Origin of the sequence: Nonomuraea sp. NPDC049646 (assembly GCF_044465525.1) — a bacterium.
Taxonomy (GTDB): domain Bacteria; phylum Actinomycetota; class Actinomycetes; order Streptosporangiales; family Streptosporangiaceae; genus Nonomuraea.
The window spans coordinates 157,974-173,457 of record NZ_JBITLU010000006.1; the positions used below are offsets into that span (position 1 = coordinate 157,974).

General features: G+C 73.4%; 18 protein-coding genes. 13 read left to right on the forward strand and 5 right to left on the reverse strand.

What is annotated here, in order from left to right; translation table 11 throughout:
- The first annotated feature begins 56 nt into the window (after nt 1-56).
- The 4 genes from ACIBQ8_RS19285 to ACIBQ8_RS19300 all read left to right on the forward strand — a co-directional run bounded on the left by ACIBQ8_RS19285 (nt 57) and on the right by ACIBQ8_RS19300 (nt 3,736).
- Nucleotides 57-911: an arylamine N-acetyltransferase gene (locus ACIBQ8_RS19285; RefSeq protein ID WP_397170090.1), complete on the forward strand. Its 855-nt coding sequence runs from the start codon at nt 57-59 to the stop codon at nt 909-911.
- A 39-nt stretch (nt 912-950) separates the two neighbouring features.
- On the forward strand, nt 951-2,018 hold the full coding sequence (locus ACIBQ8_RS19290) for a protein kinase (protein ID WP_352322641.1): 1,068 nt from the start codon (nt 951-953) through the stop codon (nt 2,016-2,018).
- Nucleotides 2,015-3,439 carry a glycosyltransferase family 39 protein gene (locus ACIBQ8_RS19295; protein ID WP_397192601.1) on the forward strand — a complete coding sequence of 475 codons (1,425 nt, stop codon included), beginning with the start codon at nt 2,015-2,017 and terminating at the stop codon, nt 3,437-3,439. Before ACIBQ8_RS19290 ends, ACIBQ8_RS19295 begins: the two co-directional genes overlap by 4 nt.
- Nucleotides 3,440-3,544: 105 nt before the next feature.
- Complete coding sequence (locus ACIBQ8_RS19300) at nt 3,545-3,736, forward strand: hypothetical protein (protein WP_352322643.1); 192 nt, start codon at nt 3,545-3,547, stop codon at nt 3,734-3,736.
- Nucleotides 3,737-3,761: 25 nt separating this feature from the next.
- On the opposite strand, the gene ACIBQ8_RS19305 is transcribed toward ACIBQ8_RS19300, so the two are convergent.
- Both ACIBQ8_RS19305 and ACIBQ8_RS19310 read right to left on the reverse strand, forming a co-directional pair.
- Nucleotides 3,762-4,073 carry a DUF3817 domain-containing protein gene (locus ACIBQ8_RS19305; RefSeq protein WP_352322644.1) on the reverse strand — a complete coding sequence of 104 codons (312 nt, stop codon included), beginning with the start codon at nt 4,071-4,073 and terminating at the stop codon, nt 3,762-3,764.
- A 2-nt stretch (nt 4,074-4,075) separates the two neighbouring features.
- Nucleotides 4,076-4,858: an SURF1 family protein gene (locus ACIBQ8_RS19310; RefSeq protein ID WP_397170094.1), complete on the reverse strand. Its 783-nt coding sequence runs from the start codon at nt 4,856-4,858 to the stop codon at nt 4,076-4,078.
- A 106-nt stretch (nt 4,859-4,964) separates the two neighbouring features.
- On the opposite strand from ACIBQ8_RS19310, the gene ACIBQ8_RS19315 reads away from it, so the two are divergent.
- Together ACIBQ8_RS19315 and ACIBQ8_RS19320 are read left to right on the forward strand one after the other, a co-directional pair.
- Nucleotides 4,965-5,138, forward strand: coding sequence for a hypothetical protein (locus ACIBQ8_RS19315; RefSeq protein WP_357990759.1), 174 nt, complete (start codon nt 4,965-4,967; stop codon nt 5,136-5,138).
- A 213-nt stretch (nt 5,139-5,351) separates the two neighbouring features.
- Nucleotides 5,352-6,824, forward strand: a complete 1,473-nt coding sequence (locus tag ACIBQ8_RS19320) for a flavin-containing monooxygenase (protein ID WP_397170096.1) — start codon at nt 5,352-5,354, stop codon at nt 6,822-6,824.
- 10 nt (nt 6,825-6,834) lie between these two features.
- On the opposite strand, the gene ACIBQ8_RS19325 is transcribed toward ACIBQ8_RS19320, so the two are convergent.
- Nucleotides 6,835-7,371, reverse strand: a complete 537-nt coding sequence (locus ACIBQ8_RS19325) for a glycoside hydrolase family 25 protein (RefSeq protein WP_397192602.1) — start codon at nt 7,369-7,371, stop codon at nt 6,835-6,837.
- A gap of 166 nt (nt 7,372-7,537) precedes the next feature.
- A complete protein-coding gene (locus tag ACIBQ8_RS19330; RefSeq protein ID WP_397170100.1) occupies nt 7,538-9,262 on the reverse strand; it encodes a gamma-glutamyltransferase family protein in 1,725 nt (574 codons plus the stop codon).
- A gap of 94 nt (nt 9,263-9,356) precedes the next feature.
- Between ACIBQ8_RS19330 and ACIBQ8_RS19335 the strand changes: the two genes are divergently transcribed.
- The gene (locus ACIBQ8_RS19335) at nt 9,357-10,466 is read left to right on the forward strand and encodes a sensor histidine kinase (protein ID WP_397192603.1); all 1,110 of its coding nucleotides are present in this window, start codon (nt 9,357-9,359) and stop codon (nt 10,464-10,466) included.
- The gene (locus ACIBQ8_RS19340; RefSeq protein WP_352349443.1) at nt 10,463-11,110 is read left to right on the forward strand and encodes a response regulator transcription factor; all 648 of its coding nucleotides are present in this window, start codon (nt 10,463-10,465) and stop codon (nt 11,108-11,110) included. The genes ACIBQ8_RS19335 and ACIBQ8_RS19340 overlap by 4 nt, the downstream gene beginning before the upstream one ends.
- On the opposite strand, the gene ACIBQ8_RS19345 is transcribed toward ACIBQ8_RS19340, so the two are convergent.
- Nucleotides 11,091-12,569: an FAD-dependent monooxygenase gene (locus ACIBQ8_RS19345; RefSeq protein WP_397192604.1), complete on the reverse strand. Its 1,479-nt coding sequence runs from the start codon at nt 12,567-12,569 to the stop codon at nt 11,091-11,093. The two genes, ACIBQ8_RS19340 and ACIBQ8_RS19345, sit on opposite strands and share 20 nt — an antisense overlap.
- A 57-nt stretch (nt 12,570-12,626) precedes the next feature.
- On the opposite strand from ACIBQ8_RS19345, the gene ACIBQ8_RS19350 reads away from it, so the two are divergent.
- The 5 genes from ACIBQ8_RS19350 to ACIBQ8_RS19370 all read left to right on the forward strand — a co-directional run bounded on the left by ACIBQ8_RS19350 (nt 12,627) and on the right by ACIBQ8_RS19370 (nt 15,478).
- The gene (locus ACIBQ8_RS19350) at nt 12,627-12,824 is read left to right on the forward strand and encodes a helix-turn-helix domain-containing protein (protein WP_352326953.1); all 198 of its coding nucleotides are present in this window, start codon (nt 12,627-12,629) and stop codon (nt 12,822-12,824) included.
- On the forward strand, nt 12,821-13,294 hold the full coding sequence (locus ACIBQ8_RS19355) for a Clp protease N-terminal domain-containing protein (protein WP_397192605.1): 474 nt from the start codon (nt 12,821-12,823) through the stop codon (nt 13,292-13,294). Before ACIBQ8_RS19350 ends, ACIBQ8_RS19355 begins: the two co-directional genes overlap by 4 nt.
- Before the next feature lie 58 nt (nt 13,295-13,352).
- Complete coding sequence (locus ACIBQ8_RS19360; RefSeq protein WP_397170106.1) at nt 13,353-14,126, forward strand: class I SAM-dependent methyltransferase; 774 nt, start codon at nt 13,353-13,355, stop codon at nt 14,124-14,126.
- 140 nt (nt 14,127-14,266) lie between these two features.
- Nucleotides 14,267-14,503 (forward strand): SHOCT domain-containing protein, encoded by a 237-nt coding sequence (locus ACIBQ8_RS19365; RefSeq protein WP_397192606.1) that lies wholly within the window; start codon nt 14,267-14,269, stop codon nt 14,501-14,503.
- Between the two features lie 96 nt (nt 14,504-14,599).
- Nucleotides 14,600-15,478 carry a sulfite exporter TauE/SafE family protein gene (locus tag ACIBQ8_RS19370; protein WP_397192607.1) on the forward strand — a complete coding sequence of 293 codons (879 nt, stop codon included), beginning with the start codon at nt 14,600-14,602 and terminating at the stop codon, nt 15,476-15,478.
- Nucleotides 15,479-15,484 lie beyond the last annotated feature (6 nt).

Here is a 15,484-nt window from a genome sequence, read left to right on the forward strand (position 1 = left end):
GTGCGCTGTGCAGACGACACTCCATAATTTGTGCACATCTGGTGCAGACTTGCCCCGTGAACACCGCTGGCTACCTCAGCCGTCTGGGCCTGTCCCACCTGATAGACGCCCCCGCGAGCGCCGAGGGCCTGCGCGCGCTCCACGTCGCGCACGTCGAGAAGGTCGCCTACGAGGCGCTGGAGATCTGGCTCGGCCGCCCCACCTCCCTCGATCCCGTCGAGTCCGCCGAGCGCATCATCAGGGGCCGCGGCGGCTACTGCTACCACCTGAACGGCGCCTTCTCCGAGCTGATCAGGAGCCTCGGTTACGACGTCACCAGGCACGTCGGCGGCGTGCAGAACCCCGGCAGCGAGCCCGGCGTCACCGGCAACCACCTCGTGCTGACCGTGCGCGGCCTGCCGAGCCAGGACAACCCGGGCGGCGAGTGGCTGGCCGACCTCGGCCTCGGGGACGGCCTGCACGAGCCGCTGCCGCTGGTCGCGGGCGCGTACCGGCAGGGGCCGTTCACGTACGTCCTGCGGCCGTCGCAGGTCGCGCCCGGCGGGTGGCGGTTCGACCATGACCCGAGCGGTTCGTTCGAAGGGATGGATTTCGAGCGGACCCCAACGGAGATGTCCGCTTTCGCTGATATGCACAACCATTTGTCGACGTCACCGTCGTCCGGGTTCGTGCGCACCGCCGTCGTGCAGAGGCGCGACGCCTCGGGCGTGGACACGCTGCGCGGGCTCGTCCTGACCCGGGTCGGCGCCGGCAGCCACTCGATCACCCTGGACACGGCCCGCGACTACTTCGCGGCGCTCGGCGACGTGTTCGCGCTGACCTTCGACGACCTCACCGACCAGGACGAGGAGCGCCTCTGGAGCAGGCTGCACGACGCCCACGAGGCGTGGCTGACCGGCCGGACCGCGTGATGGCCGGGCGGGCCGGTCGAGCGCTATCGTGCACTCGACATGGCTGAGACCAGGAAGCTGGCCGGGCGCTACCGGCTGCTCAACCCCCTGGGCGCGGGGTCCGTACGGCTGGCCTTCGACGAGACGGAACACCGCGACGTCGCGGTCAGAGAGCTGCGCATCCCGCCCGAGCTCCGCGAGTCCGCGCTGCACGAGGCGCGCAGGGCCGCGGGGCTGCGGCACGCCTCGATCGCCCGGGTGCTCGGCGTGCTGGTCGAGGACCGGGTGCCCTGGCTGGTCATGGAGTTCGTCTCGGGGGTGTCGCTGGAGCAGGCCGTACGCGCGCGGCAGCCGCTGCCCGTCGTCCAGGTGGCCAGGATGGGCGTCTGCGTGCTGTCGGCGTTGTCCGTGGCGCACGCGGCGGGGATCGTCCATGGGCAGGTCAGCCCCGGGAACGTGCTGCTGACCAGCACCGGGAGGGCGGTGCTCACCGGGTTCGGGGTGCCGAGCCTCAGCATGCGGCCCTCGGCCGACCTGTGGTCGCTGGCGGCCACGCTGCACTTCGCCGTCGAGGGCCGCCCGCCCGGCCAGGTGCCCGCCGAGGGCGCCGATCCGCTGCGGTCGCTGATCCGCGCCATGCTGCATCCCGCCGGGTCGCCGCCGGTGGAGGTGGTCCGCGAGACGCTGGAGCGGCTGGCCCTCGACCAGCCGCTCGACCAGGTCGTCCGCGCCCTTGGACCGCTCCCGCCCGCCGAGGTGGCCGAGATCGGGCTCGCCCTGCTCGACCAGCTCCAGGCCATGGGCGGCCGGCACGGGGCGGTGCAGCCGAGCGGCGTGCTCATCTCCGACCAGGGGCGGGCCACGCTGGTCGCCCCGCTGCGGTCGGGCACCGTCCCGGCGTACACGGCTCCGGAGGGGGTGGCGAGCCCGGCCGCCGACCTGTGGTCCCTCGGCGCCACCCTGTTCATGGCGGTGGAGGGGGTGCCGCCCGCGCCGGGGGCGTCGCTGGCGCGGGCCGGGGCGCTGGCTCCCGTCCTGGTGCGCCTGCTGTCGGGCAACCCGGCCGACCGGCCCGCCCCCGAAGTCCTCCGGCACGAGCTGCGGGCGGTCATGGGCCCGCGGCGATGACCCGCGTGCCCGTCCTGCCGCGCGCCGCCGGCGCCGGCTCCGTCACGCGGGACGCCGGCCGGTGGTGGCCGCTCGTGCCCGCCGGCGTCGCCGCGGCGGCCGGGTCCTGGGGGCTGCCGGGGCCGTCGTTGTGGCGGGACGAGTCGGTCAGCGCGCTGGTCGCGCGCATGCCGTTCGGCGAGCTGCGCCGTTTCCTCGCCGACCTCGACGCCGTCCACGCCCTCTACTACCTGCTGCTGCGGCCCTTCGCCGCGCTTCCCTGGCCGCCGGAGATCGCCGTCCGCCTGCCCTCGGTGCTCGCCTTCACGGCCGCCGCGCTCGGGGTCGCGGCCCTGGGCCGCCGCCTGGCCGGCACCCCCGCCGGCCTGTACGCCGGTCTGCTGTACGCCCTCACCCCCGTCGCCGCCCGGTACGCCCAGGAGGCCCGCTCGTACGCCCTGGTGAGCGCGGTCGCCGTGCTGGCCACGTGGCTCCTGGTCAAGCTGCTGGACCGTCCGGGCGCGGGGGTCTGCGCGGCCTACGGCGCTAGCGTGGCCCTGCTCGGCTGGCTGCACCTGTACGCCCTGCTGCTCGTCCCCGCCCACCTGCTCACCGCGTGGCTGCCCGCACTCCGCCGCCGGCTCACCGCGAACCCGTCGTCCGCCGTCGTGCGGACGTCGGTCGCGGTCGGCGCGGCGGGGGCGGCGCTCGTGCCGCTGCTGGTCCTGGCCGCCGGTCAGCGGGACGCCCAGGTGTTCTGGCTCAGGGCCCCCGGCTGGGCCGAGCTGGCCGCCTTCCCCGGTGAGGTCGCGGGGGCGGGCGCGGCCGTGCTGTTCACGGCCGCGTTGTGGGGAGCCGTGCGCGCCCCGGCTGTGGCGGTGTGGGCGGTGCTGCCGGTGGCGCTCTCGTTCGCGATCTCCCAGGTCCAGCCCGTCTACCATCCGCGTTACGTGCTCTTCGCGGTCCCGCTGCTCGCGGTGCTCGCCGGGATCGGCCTGGCCGGGGTGCGTTGGCGGGCCGTGCCGGTGGCGGCCCTGGCGCTGTTCGCCGTGCTCGTGTTCCCCGCGCAGGCGGCGATGAGGCAGCCCGCCGCCCGTCCCGACGACCTGCGCACGCTGGCCGCCACGCTGGCCGCGGAGGAACGTCCGGGCGACCGGGTGCTGTTCGTGCCGCAGCGCTTCCGGCTGTTCGTGGCCGTGTACGGCGCCCCGTACGACCGCCTGACGGACCTCACCCGCGCGCCCGGCGCGCCCCGCCCGCGCACGGCCGCCGAACTGGACGCGGCCCTGAAGGGCGTGGACCGGGTCTGGCTCGTCTCCCCCAGAATCGGGACGAAGTACGCCGACGACGAGCGCTACCGCACCCTCCAAAGAGCGCTCGTCCCAGGACAGACCCGCACGTTCGGCTCGATCCACCTCACCCTCTGGTCCCGCAACAATTGAGATACATCGCGTCATGGAACCTCAGGCACGGGTCCACTCGTTGGACGGGCGACGCAGAATGTGGGAGAGGCGGGGCGCGGGCTCCGCGTTCGGAGGAAGCCAGGGATGTCGCCAGTTCAGAAGTACGTCATCGGCGCAGGCGCCGCGGTTCTGCTCTCGCTGATCTTCTTGCCGGGCTGGATCACCCTGCTGGTGGTGCTCGGCGCGGTCGCGGCGCCGGTGGTCGGCTACCTCATGCTCGACCCGTCGCAGCGCGAGCGGCTCAAGCGGGCCCGCAGGCGCGGGATCGGCGGCTGAGGCCCGCGAGCCGCGGCGGGGGTCGTCAGGCCCTCGCCGCGCTCAGCTCCGACCGCACCCGGCTGTGCACCCTGCGCTCGACGTAGAACGACAGGAACGGGACGGTGCCGCCGAGCATGACCCCGAGCATGTACGGCCAGCTCCAGCGCGCCTTCATGCCCAGGTTCATGACGGTGATGAGGTAGATCATGTACAGGCCGCCGTGGATGGGCGCGACGATCTTCGACAGCTCGGCGGCGCCGAAGCCGTAGCGCAGCACCATCGCGACGCACAGGATGAGCAGCATGACGCCGACCACGTAGGCGAGCACCCGGAAGGGCTTGAGAGCCGATTCCACCGTTAACCTTCCAGAACCATCTCGGGGGACTTGTCGCGGTCCCGATCCGCCCGTACGGCGTCGCGTACGAAGTGGAACCACATGAAGACGGCGAATCCAGCGAAGATCCACCAGTTTGCGGCATAAGCCAGGTTACGCCAGGTCAGCGTGCCGCCGACCTCCGGCGGCCGGATCTTCACCTGCGTGAGCGAGCCGGACGGCGGCTGCGCCACCATGAAGCCGGTCCGCAGCTTCTGGCCGGTCCACAGGTTGATCAGCTCTCCGGTGGACACGGTCTGCACCTGGCCGGGAGGCAGCCCCTCGGCCCGCCGCTGGACGCTGTCGGTGCCCTGCTGACCCCGCAGCCGCCCCTGCACCGTGACCCGGCCCTGCGGCACGGCGGCGACGCCCGGATCGTCCGCCTTGGCCACCCAGCCGCGCACGACCGGCATCAGCGTGCCGTCGTCGAGCCTGAGCGGGGTGAGCACCCAGTAGCCGTGGCCGCGCGAGACGTTGCCGCCGGGGGCGTCGACGTCGGGCCGCCGGTCGGCGACCAGGAGCTGCCGGGCGGCCTCGTACGTGCCCTCGGCGGCGACCCTGCGGCCGACGGCCTCGCCCTCCATCTGCCCGCCCACCTGGGCCAGCGTGGCGACCCCCACGGGCGCAGGATCGACGGCCGCGTGCGGCTTGCCGGAGTCCTGGAACACGCCGAGCTGCCAGCGGCCCAGCAGGATGAACGCGACGAGGACCCCGATCGTCAGCAGATGCAGCCCCACGACGCGGGGCGAGAGCAGGGTCCGGAGCATGCCTCAAAGCTATCCGCCGGGGGGAGTGGTCCCCTCATCAGCCCATGCCTACAGGTAGTGGCAAAGGGGTGCAAATGGACCATGCCATCGCGCTAGGCTGCTGGCCATGTCTGACCAGCATATCGATCCCGCGGGCAACACCCAGCAGTTCCGCGCCTTCGCTCAGCGCCAGGAGCAGGAGGCCGCGGCGGCCCCCAAGAAGTCGCCGCTGCTGCCGATCCTCGCGGTCGCCGTGGTGATCGTGATCATCGGCGTCGCCGCCTTCCTGCTGCTCCGCTAACACCCAACCGCACACGGACACCCCACCCGCCCCGACGCCGTGGCGGGTCTTCGCCGTCCCCGCACACCTGGCACATACCGGCCGGTCGGTGTGACGGGCTTCATGACAGGACGCCCCTGGACCGGCGGCTGACGACTGACTACTTTGGACATTACGTCCAATACACCGGACACCATAGCCGAGGAGAGGCTCAAGCAGCACGTCAAGCGGTTCATGAGGTCAGGGGGTTCAGTGGCCGAGCCAGGACTGGTGATCATCGGCACCGGCTTCGCCGGGATCGGCATGGCGATCAAGCTCAAGCAGGCCGGCTACCACGACTTCGTGATCCTGGAGAAGGCCGCCGACCTCGGCGGCACCTGGCGGGACAACACCTACCCCGGCTGCGCGTGCGACGTGCCGTCGCACATGTACTCCTACTCGTACGAGCTGAACCCCGGCTGGTCGCGGATGTTCGCCCCGCAGGCCGAGATCCGGGACTACGTCCGCAGGTGCGCGGACAAGTACGGAGTGACCCCCCACATCCGCTACGACAAGCACGTCACGTCCCTGGAGTACGACGACGACCGCCGGAACTGGACGGTCACCACGGAGGACGGCGCAACCATCCGGACGAACGCGATCGTTTCCGGCATCGGCGCCCTCCACATCCCGAAATTTCCGGAAATTGTGGGGAGGGAATCCTTCGCCGGCCCGTCCTTCCACTCCGCCGAATGGGACCACTCGGTCGACCTGACCGGCAAGCGCGTCGCCGTGGTCGGCACCGGCGCGTCCGCCGTCCAGTTCGTCCCCCGGCTCGCCCCCCGGGTGCGCGAGCTGACCGTCTTCCAGCGCACGCCGCCGTGGATCCATCCCAAGCCCGACTTCGCCTTCTCCCCCGCCGCCCGGCGCGTCCTGGCCCTGCCCGGCATGGCGCGGGCCCTGCGCGGGGCCATCTACTGGGCGCTGGAGAGCCGGGCGCTCGGCTTCGCGGTGCACCCGCGCCTGATGAAGGCGCACGAGGCGTTGGCGCTCAGGCACCTGGCGGCGCAGGTGCCCGATCCGGGCCTGCGCCGCAGGCTGACGCCCGGCTACACGATCGGCTGCAAGCGCGTGCTGATCTCCAGCGACTACTATCCGGCCCTGACCCGGCCGGACGTCACCCTCGTCACCGACGGCATCGCCGAGATCCGGCCCCGCTCGATCGTGACCACGACCGGCGCGGAGCACGCGGCCGACGTGATCGTCTACGGCACCGGCTTCAAGGTCGTGGAGGCCCTCCAGGACCAGCGCATCACCGGCCGGAACGGCCTGAAGATCCAGGACGCCTGGCAGCACGGCATAGAAACCTACCACGGCATCACCACCTCCGGCTTCCCGAACCTGTTCTTCCTGCTCGGCCCGAACACCGGCCTCGGGCACAACTCGGTGGTCTTCATGATCGAATCGCAGGTCCGCTACGTCATCGAGTGCCTGCGCCTGCTCTCCAGGAACCAGGCCAGGGCGCTGGACGTCAGGAAGGACGTCCAGGACGCCTTCAACCGCCGGCTGCACGCGCGCCTGGACCCGCTCGTGTGGAACGCGGGCGGCTGCCGCTCCTGGTATCTGGACGAGCACGGAGTGAACCGGACGATCTGGCCGGGCTTCACCTTCGAGTACTGGGCCCGTACGCGGCGGGTGCGGCCGCAGGCGTACGAGCTCATCTACTGAGGACGGCGGGTCACCCGCGGCCCAGCGCCTGGAGCTGGACGGGGGTGAGCGCGGAGACGTTCTGGTCCACCGGCGCGTCGGCGTACTGGTGGATGGTCCAGGTCTGCCAGTCGGCGGGGGCGTTCACCTGGCCGGGGCCCACGCCGCAGCGGGCCACCCACAGCGGGTACCCCTGGAGGCCGTGGCCGTACTCGTCGGCGAAGTTCCAGCCGCTGTAGAACAGCGGCGTGACGCCGGTCCTGGCCTGGACGTGCGCCAGCCACTTCCTGGCCCAGGCGTTGACCTCGGTCACCGACCGGCCGTCGGCGGTCTCCAGGTCGAGCGCGAGCAGGTCGCCCTTGGCGGCCGGCTGCCGGTCGACCACGGACAGGAAGTGGTCGGCCTCGGCGATCGGGTCGTTCGACGGGTGCCCGTAGTGGTAGGCGCCCCGCACCTTGCCCTTCGCGCCCAGGTCGGCCCAGTGGCGGGCGAAGGAGGCGTCCACGCGGGTGGCGGTTCCTCCTGAGGGCAGGCCGGGGCCGCCCACGGGTGTCTGTCGGGATGCCACGACGGCGGCTGATGAGCTGCGGCAGGCGGTTCCCGCCCGGCGGCATGGCGCGTCGCGATGCCCGTCACCACCCCGTGACCTGGGCAAACATTCCCTCATGCCGGAGTCAAGCCGGCACTCCCCCGCGGGGGGCGGCGGCCCGCGAGGGGGCCGCCGCCGTGCGCGCTCAGCGCGGGTTCACGACCAGGGCGCTGCCGCCGCCCCGCCGTACGGGCTCGGCGACGGCCTGGACCAGGCCGTGGCCGCGCAGTTCCAGCGCCGTGGCCGCGCCGATCTCGGGGTTCAGCGCGAAGCCGTGCCCCTTGGCCTCCAGCTCGGTGCGGTACTTGTCGAGGAACGCCTGCTCGGCCTGCGTCTGGGCGGTGTTGCGCTGCGTGGCCCGCGGCGCGGCGAGGGCGTCGGGCAGGCTCATGCCGAACTCGTACCGGTTGACCAGGATCTGCAGCACGGTGGTGATGATCGTCGAGCCGCCCGGCGAGCCCGCGGCCAGCACCGGCCTGCCGTGCTCGAACACCAGCGTGGGCGCCATCGACGAGCGCGGCCGCTTGCCGGGGCCGGGCAGGTTGGGGTCGCCGGGGGCGGGGCCGAAGGTGAAGTCGGTCAGCTCGTTGTTGAGCAGCACGCCGCGGCCCGGCACCACGATGCCGTTGCCGCCGGTCGACTCGATGGTGAGGTTGTAGGCGACCACGTTGCCCCAGCGGTCGGCGACGACCAGGTGCGTGGTCTCCGGCCCCTCGTCCGCGATCGGGGTCGCGCTGCCGGTCGGGGTGGCGCAGGAGCCGTACGTGCCGTCGGGGCTGCCGGGTGCGACCGGGCTGGTCAGGGCCCTGTCGCCGATCAGGCAGGCCCGCTCCTTGGCGAACCCGTCGGACAGCAGCTCGCGCAGCGGCACGCCGGGGATGTCGCCGACGTAGGCGTTGCGGTCGGCGAAGGCCAGCCTGGACGCCTCCAGGTACTCGTGCAGGCCCACCTTGGGCAGGGCTTCGAGGATGTTGAGCGCCTCGCCGACGGTCGAGCCGCCCGAGGACGGCGGGGCCATGCCGTAGACGTCCATGCCGTTGTAGGAGATCTTGGTGGGCTCGCGCAGGAGGGCGCGGTAGTCCCGCAGGTCCGACAGCTCCATCAGGCCGGGCCTGACGTTGCGGGTGCTGCCGGGGGTGACCGGCGGCTTCTTCACCGTGGCCACGATCTCCGCGCCGAGCCGGCCGCCGTACAGCCAGCCGGGGCCGCGCCGGGCCAGTTCCCGGTACGTGTTGGCCAGTTCCGGGTTCCGGAACACCGAGCCGACCGGCGGCGGGGCGCCGTTCGGCAGGTAGAGCCGGGCCGTCGAGGCGATGTCCTTGAAGCGGTCGGCGTTCGCGGCGGTCTGGTCGTGGAAGGTCTGGTCCACGACGAAGCCGCGGGAGGCCACCTCGATGGCGGGCTGGAGCGCCTGGCCGAGCGAGAGCGTGCCGAACCGGCGCAGGGCCAGGTCCCAGTGCGCCAGCGTGCCGGGCACGCCCGCCGACAGGCCGCTGGTGACGCCCTCGTCGAACGGGATGCCCTCGAAGCTGGTGGCGGTCATCGCGCGCGGGGCGGTCTCGCGGCCGTCGATGGTGACGACCTTGCGCTGCCTGGCGTCGTACAACACCATGAAGCCGCCGCCGGTCAGGCCGGCCGAGTACGGCTCGGTCACCCCGAGCACGGCTCCGGCGGCCACGGCCGCGTCGACGGCGTTGCCCCCGCGTCTCAGCACGGAGATCGCGGCCTTGCTGGCGTCGAGGTCGACGGTGGCGACGGCGCCTCCGTACCCCTCGGCGACCGGGGCCTTCTGCTGGGGGCCCGCCGACGCGGGCGCGGCGGGCAGGAGTGAGATGAGGACTGCTGCTGCGGAGAAGATCACACGGCGCATGGTGTCCACGATGACCCAGCTACGCCCGTCGTGGTAGGGCCCCCTCGGACAAGGGGATGATGTCGCGCGCGCCGCCGTGGCCTAGCGTGGAGGCGTGCGTGGGAAGTCCGGTTTCGACCCTTATCTCGCCCTGATCGTGGCGGTCGCCCAGCTGGTGATCGCCCAGGGCGCGACGTGGGGCCAGCGTCTCCTCAGGGAGCAGCTCGACCCGTACGCGTACGCGTTGCTGCTGGTCGGGCCGCTGGCCATCCTCTTCCGCAGGCGCTTCCCGCTGCTGACGGTCGCCGTCGCGCTCGCCGCGATGGACCTGTTCCTCATCGGCGGCTACGCCTACGGCCCCGCCTTCCTCAGCCCGGGCGTCCTGCTGTTCCTCCTGGTCACCGGAGGCAGACGGCTGATGGCCTGGACGATGGCGACCATGACGGTGACCTCGCTGCTCAGCTACGCCTGGTGGGTGGGCAATCGGGACCTGTTCCACAGCGTGGCGATCCTGGCGTTCATCCTGCTGTTCATGGTCGTGGCCGAGCTGGTCAGGATCGTCAGGGAGCGCCGGGCCGAGCGCGAGCGCGTCGCGGAGGAGGAGGCCAGGCGGCAGGCCAGCGAGGAGCGCCTGACCATGGCCCAGGAGCTGCACGACGTGCTCGCGCACAACATCTCGCTCATCCACGTGCAGGCCAGCACCGCGCTGCACCTCATCGACGCCAACCCCGAGCAGGCCCGCTCGGCCCTGGCCACGATCAAGACGGCGTCCAAGGAGGTCCTGGGCGAGATGCGCTCGGTGCTCAACGTGCTGCGCGAGGGCGCCCCGCGATCCCCGACGGCCGGGCTCGACCGCCTCGACGACCTCGTCCAGCGTTCGGGGATGGAGGTCTCGCTCAGGCGGGTGGGGTCGCGGCCGCTGCCGCCGCAGGTCGAGCGGGCCGCGTACCGGATCGTGCAGGAGTCGCTCACCAACGCCGCCCGCCACGCGCCCGGCTCGCGGGTGTCGGTGCGCCTGGAGTACGGCGCCCAGGAGCTGGTCATCGTGGTCGCCGACACGGGGGCGACCAAGCCGGCCGTGCTGTCGGAGGAAGGCAGCGGCAACGGCATCCCCGGCATGCGCGAGCGCGCCTCCGCCCTGGGCGGCACGCTCGTCGCCGGCCCGTCGGGCGGCGGCTTCCAGGTCGAGGCCCGTCTGCCCCTACCCGAGGAGAACCCAACGTGATCAAGGTGTTGCTCGCCGACGACCAGGCGCTGGTCCGGGCGGGCTTCAAGGCCCTGCTGGACGCCCAGCCCGACATGACCGTGGTCGCCGAGGCGGCCGACGGCGCGGAGGCGGTGCGCCTGGCCGGCGAGCACGCCCCTGACGTCGTGCTGATGGACATCCGCATGCCCGGCACCGACGGCCTGACCGCCACCCGCCTGATGCCGCCCGGGCCGCACATCATCATCCTGACCACCTTCGAGCTGGACGAGTACGTCTTCGAGGCGCTGCGCGGCGGCGCGTCCGGCTTCCTGGTCAAGGACACCGAGCCGGCCGAGCTCATCCAGGCCGTGCGGGTGGTCGCGGCGGGCGAGGCGCTGCTGTCGCCGAGCGTGACCCGGCGGCTGATCGCCGAGTACGCCTCGCGCGCCAAGGAGCCGGTCGCCACCCAGGGCCTCGACCAGCTCACCGAGCGCGAGCGCGAAGTGCTGTCCCTGGTCGGCACGGGCATGACCAACGACGAGATCGCCGCCAAGCTGTTCATGTCGCCGGCCACGGCCAAGACCCATGTCAGCCGGGCCATGATGAAGCTGCACGCCCGCGACCGCGCCCAGCTCGTCGTCATCGCCTACGAGTCGGGCCTGGTCAAGCCGGGCTGGCTCTGACGGCGGACGGTCCCGCGCCGAACCACGCCCGCGCGGCCTCGGCCAGGCCGCCGGTCCCGGCCCAGGCCACGTACCCGTCGGGGCGGACGAGCAGCACGTCGGCGGGCGGCTCGGCGCACCGCGCCCGCACCACGTCGATCCAGCCGCCTTCGGGCAGCACCGGGGCCGGGTCGTCGCGGAGGTCGAGGAGGACCGGCCGTCCGGACCGCAGCAGCCCGGCCGCCCGCTGCTCCCCCGCCGCCGTGCTCGGCGGCAGGCCGGGGAGGAACCGGCCGGCGAGCGGATGCGGGTGCTCCAGCCCGGACGCGGGCGGGTAGCGGGTGTCGGAGCCGTGCAGGAGCGCGGCGAGCCGGCGCAGCGGCTGCTCGTCGGCGAACAGCTCGGCGAGCAGCGCGCGCAGGGCGTCGCCGTCCTCGCCGGGGGCCCGTTCCAGCGCCGCCTGGGCGCGGGTCTGGGCCAGCGCCCGCGCGGCCACCGGACGGCGCTCCTCCTCGTAGGTGCCGAGCAGCCCGGCGGGCACCCGTCCGAGCAGCACGGCGGCCAGCTTCCAGGCCAGGTTGGCCGCCTCCGTCAGGCCGACGTTGAGCGCCGATCCGCCCGCCGGGAACAGGTGGGCGGCGTCCCCGGCCAGGAACACCCGCCCGGCCCGGTAACGCTCGGCGAGCCGGGCCTGGGCGACCGTGCCGGACAGCCAGATCGGCTCGCCCAGCGGCAGGTCCCGTCCGATCACCCGGCGTACGGCCGCGCGGAAGTCGTCCGGGGTCACCGGGCCGACGGGCAGCGTGCCGCGCTCGCGCACCCCTGCGATGAGCACGCCGGGCCGCAGCGAGGTGAGCAGCAGGCGGCCGGACGGGGTGCGGTTCCAGCCGGGTTCCAGGCCCTCGACCCGCGGCGCCCGGAACGGGCCCTGCTCGTCCAGGGCGAAGTGGCCGAGCCGCAGCACCTCGTCGTCGGTGGTGCCCGGGAAGCCGATGCCCGCCAGGGCGCGGACGGTGCTGTGCCCGCCGTCGCAGCCGACCACGTACCGGGCGCGGGCCCGGCCGGTGGACAGCTCCAGCGTGACGCCCTCCTCGTCCTGGGCCAGCCCGACGACCTCGTGGCCGCGCCTGATCTCGGCCCCGAGCCGGGCGACCCGCTCGGTCAGCAGCCGTTCCAGCCGGGGCTGCTGGATCAGCAGCAGCCGCAACGGCATGTCGTCGTGCCCGGCGAAGCGCAGCGGCACCTGCCCGAACGGGAACCCCGGGGCGGGGCCGGCGAAGCCGCTGCCCTCGGCGAGGAGGCCGAGCAGGCCGCGGTGGCCGAGCAGTTCCACGATCTGCCCGGCGAGCCCGTTGGCCTTGGGCAGCTCGCTCGGTTCCGGGCGTTTGTCCAGCACGATCGGGCGTAAGCCGGCCAGCGCCAGCTCGCCCGCGAGCATGAGCCCGACCGGGCCCGCTCCCACGATCATCACGTCGTCCATGCCTGTCAGGCTAGATTGACAAAATCCCGGCTGTCAATCTAGCCTGACAGCGTGGACATGGAAGAGCTGTCTCAACGCATCAGGTCGAACGACCCCGCCCTCGGCCTTCGGGCGGTGGGCGCGCTGCACCGGCTGGCCGAGCAGGTCGAGGCGGCGTCGGTGGCGGCCGCCAGGGAGCAGGGCTGGACCTGGGAACAGATCGGCGACGCGCTCGGCATGTCGCGGCAGTCCGTGCACGCCAGATACGGAAAGTGAGGATCGCCATGTTCGGCAAGGAGAAGAGCCCCTTCGCGACCGTCGTCAGCGCGGCGCTCGACGAGGCCAGGCAGCGCGGCGACCGGCGGCTCGGCACCGAGCACCTGCTGCTCGGCCTGCTGCACGATCCCGCCGCCGAGCCGGCGCGGGCGCTCGGCGTGGACCTGGCCGGGGCGCGCGCCGCGCTCGACGAGCTCGACCGCGAGGCGCTGCGCTCGATCGGCCTCGACCTCGGCCAGGCCCCGCGCGCGACGCCCCGCCGGCATCCGCCGGTCCCCGGCACCGCGCTCACGTCGAGCGCCCGCGCGGTGATCAACGCCGCCATCGGGGCCACCCGGCGGAAGACCAGGTCCCAGGCGCCCCACCACCTCCTGCTCGCCCTCCTGGAGCGGGACCGCCACGACCCGGTGGCCCGGCTGATCGACCAGCTCGGGATCGACCGCGCGGCCGTCCGCGCCCGCGTCGCCTGACCGGCGACACGGGAGAAATCCGGTTGAAGCCGCGCCGGGGCGCTGACAGGGTCGAAGGATGCGGCGTACATACGATGACCTGGTCGAAGAGGCCGACACGGTGTCCGTGGCCGGCTGGGACTTCTCCTGGCTGGAGGGCCGGGCCACCGAGGAGCGGCCCTCGTGGGGCTACTCCCGCCTGCTGGCCGGGCGGATGGCGGGGGCGCAGGCGGCGCTCGACGTCCAGACCGGCGGCGGCGAGATCCTGGCCGGGCTGCCCACCCTGCCGAAGGTGACGGTGGCGACCGAGTCGTGGCCGCCCAACCTGGCGCTGGCCGCCGCCCGGCTGCGCCCGCGCGGCGCGTACGTGGTGGCCGACGACGACGAGCCGCGCCTGCCGTTCCGCGACGGCGTCTTCGACCTGGTGGTCAGCCGCCATCCGGTGGCCACCTGGTGGGCGGAGATCGCCCGGGTGCTGCGCCCCGGGGGCGCGTACTTCTCGCAGCAGGTCGGCCCGCGCAGCGTGTTCGAGCTGACCGAGTTCTTCATGGGCCCGCAGGACGGCTCGGCCCGCGACCCGCGTCAGGCCGTGGCGGAGGCGGAGGCGGCCGGGCTGGAGGTGGCCGACCTGCGGGCCGAGCGGCTGCGGATGGAGTTCCGCGACATCGGCGCGGTGATCTACTTCCTGCGCAAGGTGATCTGGATCGTGCCGGGCTTCTCGGTCGCCCGCTACGGCGACAAGCTGCGTGAGCTGCACGAGCTCATCGAGGCCGAGGGCCCGTTCGTCGCCCATTCGTCCAGGTTCCTCATCGAGGCCCGGCGGCCCGAAGCGCACCCGTCCTTCGGACGATGAGACGCGCCGGCGCGCTACCGCCCCGGGCGTACGCCGGGCCGGCCTGAGCACTCCCCCGGGCGCAGCGGCGGCGGCTCCCGGCGGGCGATTCGCCGCGCCACCGCAAGGCGGACCCTGGAGGCAGGACGAAGGAGGAAGTCATGCATCCGCATCTCTGGCCGGTCTTCCCGGTCTTCTGGGGCCTGTTCTGGGTCGCGCTCGTCGCGCTCACCGTCACCGCGCGCCGCAAGGGCTGGTGGGGGCGTCGCCCGGCGGCCGTTCCCGAGCGGCCCACCGCGTCGGCGGAGCAGATCCTGGCCGAGCGGTACGCCCGCGGCGAGCTGGGCGACGACGAGTTCTTCGAGAAGATGTCCGTGCTCAAGGGCGCAACCGCCTAAACATCACTTAGGGTACAAGAACTGTCACTGGCCGCATCCGGCCTGCCGCGTTACGTTTCCCCCGAAAGCATCGCGCGCGAGCGGGGAGGGCTGAGCGTGGAGGCGGTCACCCTGTTCGCCGGGGGCGTGGCAGCCGGGCTGGTGGCGGGCACGGCCTCGTGCACGGCCGCCCAGGGCGGGCTGCTCGTGGGCCTGGTCAGCCACCGCCCCGGCCGCGACCCGGCGCTGGTGGCCTGGTTCCTGGCCGGGCGGCTGGCCGCGTACACGCTGGCGGGGGCGCTGCTCGGGCTGCTCGGCTCGGCGGTCGGCCTGCCGCCGCGGGCGCGGGCCGTGCTCCTGGTCGCGGCCGGCTGCGCCGTGATCGTGTTCGCGGTCCGGCTCATGCGCGGCGGGCGGCACGCGTGCGCCGAGCCCGTCCGCCCGTCCGGGTACAAGGCGCCGCTGCTGGGGGCGGCCACCGTCCTCGTGCCCTGCGGGGTGACGATCGGCATGGAGATGCTCGCCGTCTCCAGCGGCTCGCCGCTGTCGGGCGCGGCGGCCATGGCGGGGTTCGTGGTCGGCACGGCCCCGGCGTTCGCGCTGCTCGGCTACGTGCTGCGGCGGATCTCCCGCACCCGGCTGGCCAGGTTCGCCGGGGTCGTCGCCGTCGCCGCCGGGCTGTGGACCGTCGTGGCCGGGCTCAACCTGGGCGGCTGGACGGGGGAGGCCGCGCCGGCCGCCGCGGGGTCCGCCGCCCGGACCGTCACGGTCTACGCCACCCGCGAGGGCTACCGGCCCGCCGCCGTGTCCGTTCCGGCGAACGTACCGGTCGAGGTCATCTTCAAACTGGTCGATCCGGGCTGCACGGGCACCGTCACCATCGACGGGCGCGACGTGGCCCTGCCCGCCACCGTACGGCTGCCGCCCCACCGCCCCGGCTCGCTGCGTTACGTGTGCGGGATGGGGATGTATTCCGGGTTCATCAGGTTCTCCTAGGGCCGT

Bases quoted from the DNA above. Each gene is read 5' to 3' on its own strand.
- ACIBQ8_RS19350 (WP_352326953.1), top strand. From the start codon at position 12,627: ATGGAAGAGCTGTCTCAACGCATCAGGTCGAACGACCCCGCCCTCGGC.
- ACIBQ8_RS19320 (WP_397170096.1), top strand. From the start codon at position 5,352: ATGAGGTCAGGGGGTTCAGTGGCCGAGCCAGGACTGGTGATCATCGGC.
- ACIBQ8_RS19315 (WP_357990759.1), top strand. From the start codon at position 4,965: ATGTCTGACCAGCATATCGATCCCGCGGGCAACACCCAGCAGTTCCGC.
- ACIBQ8_RS19295 (WP_397192601.1), top strand. From the start codon at position 2,015: ATGACCCGCGTGCCCGTCCTGCCGCGCGCCGCCGGCGCCGGCTCCGTC.
- ACIBQ8_RS19345 (WP_397192604.1), bottom strand. From the start codon at position 12,569: ATGGACGACGTGATGATCGTGGGAGCGGGCCCGGTCGGGCTCATGCTC.
- ACIBQ8_RS19365 (WP_397192606.1), top strand. From the start codon at position 14,267: ATGCATCCGCATCTCTGGCCGGTCTTCCCGGTCTTCTGGGGCCTGTTC.
- ACIBQ8_RS19330 (WP_397170100.1), bottom strand. From the start codon at position 9,262: ATGCGCCGTGTGATCTTCTCCGCAGCAGCAGTCCTCATCTCACTCCTG.
- ACIBQ8_RS19360 (WP_397170106.1), top strand. From the start codon at position 13,353: ATGCGGCGTACATACGATGACCTGGTCGAAGAGGCCGACACGGTGTCC.
- ACIBQ8_RS19310 (WP_397170094.1), bottom strand. From the start codon at position 4,858: ATGCTCCGGACCCTGCTCTCGCCCCGCGTCGTGGGGCTGCATCTGCTG.
- ACIBQ8_RS19290 (WP_352322641.1), top strand. From the start codon at position 951: ATGGCTGAGACCAGGAAGCTGGCCGGGCGCTACCGGCTGCTCAACCCC.
- ACIBQ8_RS19300 (WP_352322643.1), top strand. From the start codon at position 3,545: ATGTCGCCAGTTCAGAAGTACGTCATCGGCGCAGGCGCCGCGGTTCTG.